Here is a 3,982-nt window from a genome sequence, read left to right on the forward strand (position 1 = left end):
CCCACAGCCCCCAGCCCACGGGAACCGCTGTCCTCGTCCCTCCCGTTCGCCGCGGTAGAATGCCCACCACCCTCGCCTTCGTCGCCCCCTGGGAATCCTCGCGCGCCGTCGCGAACATCCCCCGTGAACCCCGCGACGACGTTGTCGTCCTGCTGCTCGAGTCCGTCGCCAAGGGGTCGTCCCTCCCCTGGCATCGCCAGAAGCTGGTCCTGCTGCTCTCCTCCATGCAGCACCTCGCGGCCTCGCTCGAAGCCGCCGGGTACCGCGTGGCCTACCGGAACGCGCCCAGCTACGCCGAGGGAATCGCCGCCGCTGCGGTCGAGTTCCACGCGGCCAAGGTCGTCGCCACCGAGGGACGCGAGCAGGACATGGTCGACGAGCTCGACCGCGCCCGAATCCTTCTCGAGACTGATGGCCGCTCGTTGACCCTCCGCGAAGACCGTGGCTTTCTCGCCACCCGCGAGGAATTCGCCACCTGGGCCCGCGGGCGCAAAGAACACCGGATGGAGTTCTTCTACCGGGAAATGCGCCGCAAGCACGGCGTTCTCATGGAAGCCGACGGCACGCCGAGCGGCGGTCAATGGAATTTCGACGCCGACAACCGGAAGCCGTGGCCCAAAGGCCGTCCGGCCCCCGAGGTCTGGCGGGTGGAGCCCGACGCCATCACGCGCGCCCAGATGGAGCGCGTGCGCACCTGGCGCCACCGCTGGGGCAGCGTGGACCAGTTCGCGCTCCCCGTCACCCGCGCCGACGCCAAGGCGTGGCTCGATCGGTTCATCGCCGAACGATTGCCCGAGTTCGGGCCCTACGAAGACGCCCTCGTGCACGGCGCCCCCGATCTGCTGCACTCCACGCTGTCCTCCATCCTCAACGTCGGACTGCTGCATCCCCTCGAGTGTGTGCGCAAAGCCGAAGCGGCGTGGCGCGCCGGTCTCGTCCCCATCGCCTCGGCTGAAGGCTTCATCCGGCAGATCCTGGGGTGGCGCGAGTACATCCGCGGCATGTACTGGCACCTCATGCCCGGACTCCGCACCGCCAACGCGCTGAACGCCTCGCGCGCGTTGCCGCGCTGGTTCTGGGCCCCCGATGGCGAGGCGTACGACGCGTCGGGGCAGACCGATGCGCCCTGCGAGATGCGCTGTCTCGCCGACACCATCCGGCAGGTACGCGATCACGGCCGCGTGCATCACATCGCCCGTCTCATGGTGCAGTGCAACATCGCCACCCTGATCGGCGTCGAACCGGCCGCGCTCTCGCGCTGGTACTGGAGCGCCTTCACCGACGCGTACGAGTGGGTGGAGCTGCCGAACGTGGTGGGCATGGGCACGTGGGGTGACGGCGGGGCGCTCGCCTCCAAGCCGTACGTGGCGTCGGGGGCGTACATCAACCGCATGAGCAACTACTGTGGCAGCTGCCGCTACGACGTGAAGCAGCGCACCGGCCCCGATGCCTGTCCGGTGAATGTGCTGTATTGGGACTTTCTGGCGTCGCATCAGGCGCGCTTCGCCAATCATCCGCGTATGCGCATGATGTTCGTGCACGTGAAGAACATCGCCGAGCCGGAGCTGGTGCAGATTCGCACGCAGGCGGCGGCGTTTCGCGAGGCGCTGCAGTACGACAGCACGTTCGCTCCGCCGGTCGACGAGACGTAGCTCCGGTGGCGCGTTGCTGAACGGGCGTCGCCCACTCTAGGTTGCACGGGTGGACACGCCCGCCCCGCAGCGCACCCGCCTGCACGTTCGACCGCCGCAATCGACCCCGACGCATCGCGCGCAGCTGCGGGCCCTGGTGCGTGAGGGATGCGAGAACCGTCCCGGGGTGTATCGCATGCTTGGCGCCACCGGCACGGTGATCTACGTCGGGCAATCGCGCGTGCTGCGCACGCGATTGCTGTCGTACTTTCGCGCGAAGGGGCGCGACAAGGGCGCGCGGATTCTGCGTCACGCGTTCCAGATCGAGTGGGAGTACACCAACACCGAGTTCGGGGCGTTGCTGCGCGAGCTGCGCCTCATCAAGCAGTATCGTCCGCACTTCAACGCGATGATGGTGCAGGACGAGTGGCCGCGCGCCTATGTCGCGCTCACTGGCGGCAGTGTACCCGGACTGCGCGTGGTGGCCCGCTCCGACGATCCCGGCGCCATCGCCTTGTTCGGACCCTTCCGTCGGGTCGCGCAGCTTCGCGAGGCGGTGCGGGCGTTGGCCGAAGGCACGGGGTTGCGCGACTGCGAGCACGACGACGTGGTGCGCCTCACCGGCAGCGCCGCCAGCCACGGCAGCACGCTCTGGTTCGACGATGATCCCGCATCACGTCCGAAGCGCGGTGCCAGCCGCACCCGTGCCCCCGGCTGCCTACGACACGACCTCGGCACCTGCGCCGGTCCGTGCATCGGTGCCGGCGCGTCGGAGCCGTATCGGAACGCGGCGGTGGCCGTGCGCGCCTTTCTCGACGGGCGCAGCGATGCACCCGTGCGTACCCTCGAGCTGGCCATGCAGCAGGCGGCTGAACAGCTCGCCTTCGAGAAGGCCGCGGTGATTCGCGACCGGCTGGCGCTGGTACGCTGGCTGCACGAACGGGTCCAGCACTTTCACGCCAACGTGGATCGCCTCACCTTCCGCTACCACGCCGTGGGCCCCGACACGCAGGAGTGGGTGTATCTGGTGCGACGCGGCACGGTGCGCGCCGAGCTGCCCGCCCCGAAAACACCCGAGGAGCGCGCCGCCTTTCGCGAACTGGCGGCCAAGGTGTTCACGGGCCCCGATCCGTCAGGGGCCGACATCCCCACCCACGACCTCGACGAGTTCTATCTCGTGGCCAGCTGGTTTCGTCGGCGCCCCGCAGAAAAGGCCCGTACCCGCGTCGCGATGCGGCGCGCCAGGCAGCCCGAGGCCTGACGCGTCATGCGCCTGCTTGTCGTCGAAGATGATCCCCGCCTCGCGCGGCTGATCGCCCGCGGTCTGCGCGAGGAGGCGTACGCCGTGGACGTCTGCGAGAACGGATCGGACGCCATCGTGCAGGCCGTGGTGAACACGTACGACGCGATCATCCTCGACGTCATGTTGCCCGGCGTCGACGGCTTCGGCGTTGTCGCCGCGCTGCGGGCGCGCCACGTGCGCACCCCCGTGCTCATGCTGACCTCGCGCGATGCCGTGGCCGATCGCATCGCCGGACTCGATCACGGCGCCGACGACTATCTCACCAAGCCGTTCGACTTCGGCGAACTGCTCGCCCGATTGCGCGCCCTGCTGCGGCGACCCGAAGCGCTCCAGGTCATGCTGGTGCGCGTGGGTGATTGCGAGATCGATCTCCAGTCGCACGCCGTGCAGCGCGCCGGGGTCGCGATCGCGCTCACGGCCAAGGAGTATGCGCTCCTCGAACTGTTGGCGCGCCGCGTCGGCACCGTCGTGTCCCGTGCCGACATCGTGGCGCATGTGTGGGACGATAATCACGATCCGTTCACCAACGCCGTCGAAGTGTACGTGAACCGTCTGCGCGGGAAGATCGATCGGGCGCCATGGACGCCGCTCATCCACACCCGGCGCCGCGCCGGTTATGTACTCTCCGACGTCGCCCCCACATGACGGATCGTGTCGCCGGCAGCGTCATGCGCCTCTCCATCCGGATGCGCCTCACGCTCTGGAACGCCAGCGTGCTCGCCCTCGTCCTCGGCACCTTCGCCGTCGCCGGCTGGCTCACGCTCACGACCACCCTCCAGCAGCGCACCGACACGGCCGTTCGCGAATCGGCGCGTGTGGTGGCCGGTGCCATTCGCGCCGAGCGCGCGGCCGCTCAGGCCCGCGGCGATGTAGAAGAAGTGCGCGGCGAAACCGAGCAGGCCGTGCTGCGCGAGCTGCGTGTCGGCGACCTCGAAGTGTTCATCGCCGACGAGGGCACCCAGCTCATGGCGGCCCGTCAGCCCGGACCATCGCGAACGTCCACCGGCAGGAGCGACGAAGCCGTGATGCTGCCCGATGCCGTGCGGGC

The 3,982-nt window shown here is 69.2% G+C and carries 3 protein-coding genes and 1 pseudogene; all 4 read left to right on the forward strand.

Annotated elements, in window-relative coordinates; all coding sequences use genetic code 11:
* The first annotated feature begins 59 nt into the window (after positions 1-59).
* Positions 60-1,652 carry a cryptochrome/photolyase family protein gene (locus tag ACIRA7_RS15495; RefSeq protein ID WP_396221741.1) on the forward strand — a complete coding sequence of 531 codons (1,593 nt, stop codon included), beginning with the start codon at positions 60-62 and terminating at the stop codon, positions 1,650-1,652.
* A gap of 49 nt (positions 1,653-1,701) precedes the next feature.
* The gene (locus tag ACIRA7_RS15500) at positions 1,702-2,892 is read left to right on the forward strand and encodes a UvrB/UvrC motif-containing protein (protein ID WP_396221742.1); all 1,191 of its coding nucleotides are present in this window, start codon (positions 1,702-1,704) and stop codon (positions 2,890-2,892) included.
* Positions 2,893-2,898: 6 nt separating this feature from the next.
* Positions 2,899-3,579, forward strand: coding sequence for a response regulator (locus ACIRA7_RS15505; protein ID WP_396221743.1), 681 nt, complete (start codon positions 2,899-2,901; stop codon positions 3,577-3,579).
* Positions 3,576-3,982 (forward strand): annotated as a pseudogene (locus tag ACIRA7_RS15510) (hypothetical protein); the annotation flags it as partial. The gene ACIRA7_RS15505 and the pseudogene ACIRA7_RS15510, both read left to right, overlap by 4 nt.

This window comes from Gemmatimonas sp., assembly GCF_044376735.1.
Lineage (GTDB): Bacteria > Gemmatimonadota > Gemmatimonadetes > Gemmatimonadales > Gemmatimonadaceae > Gemmatimonas.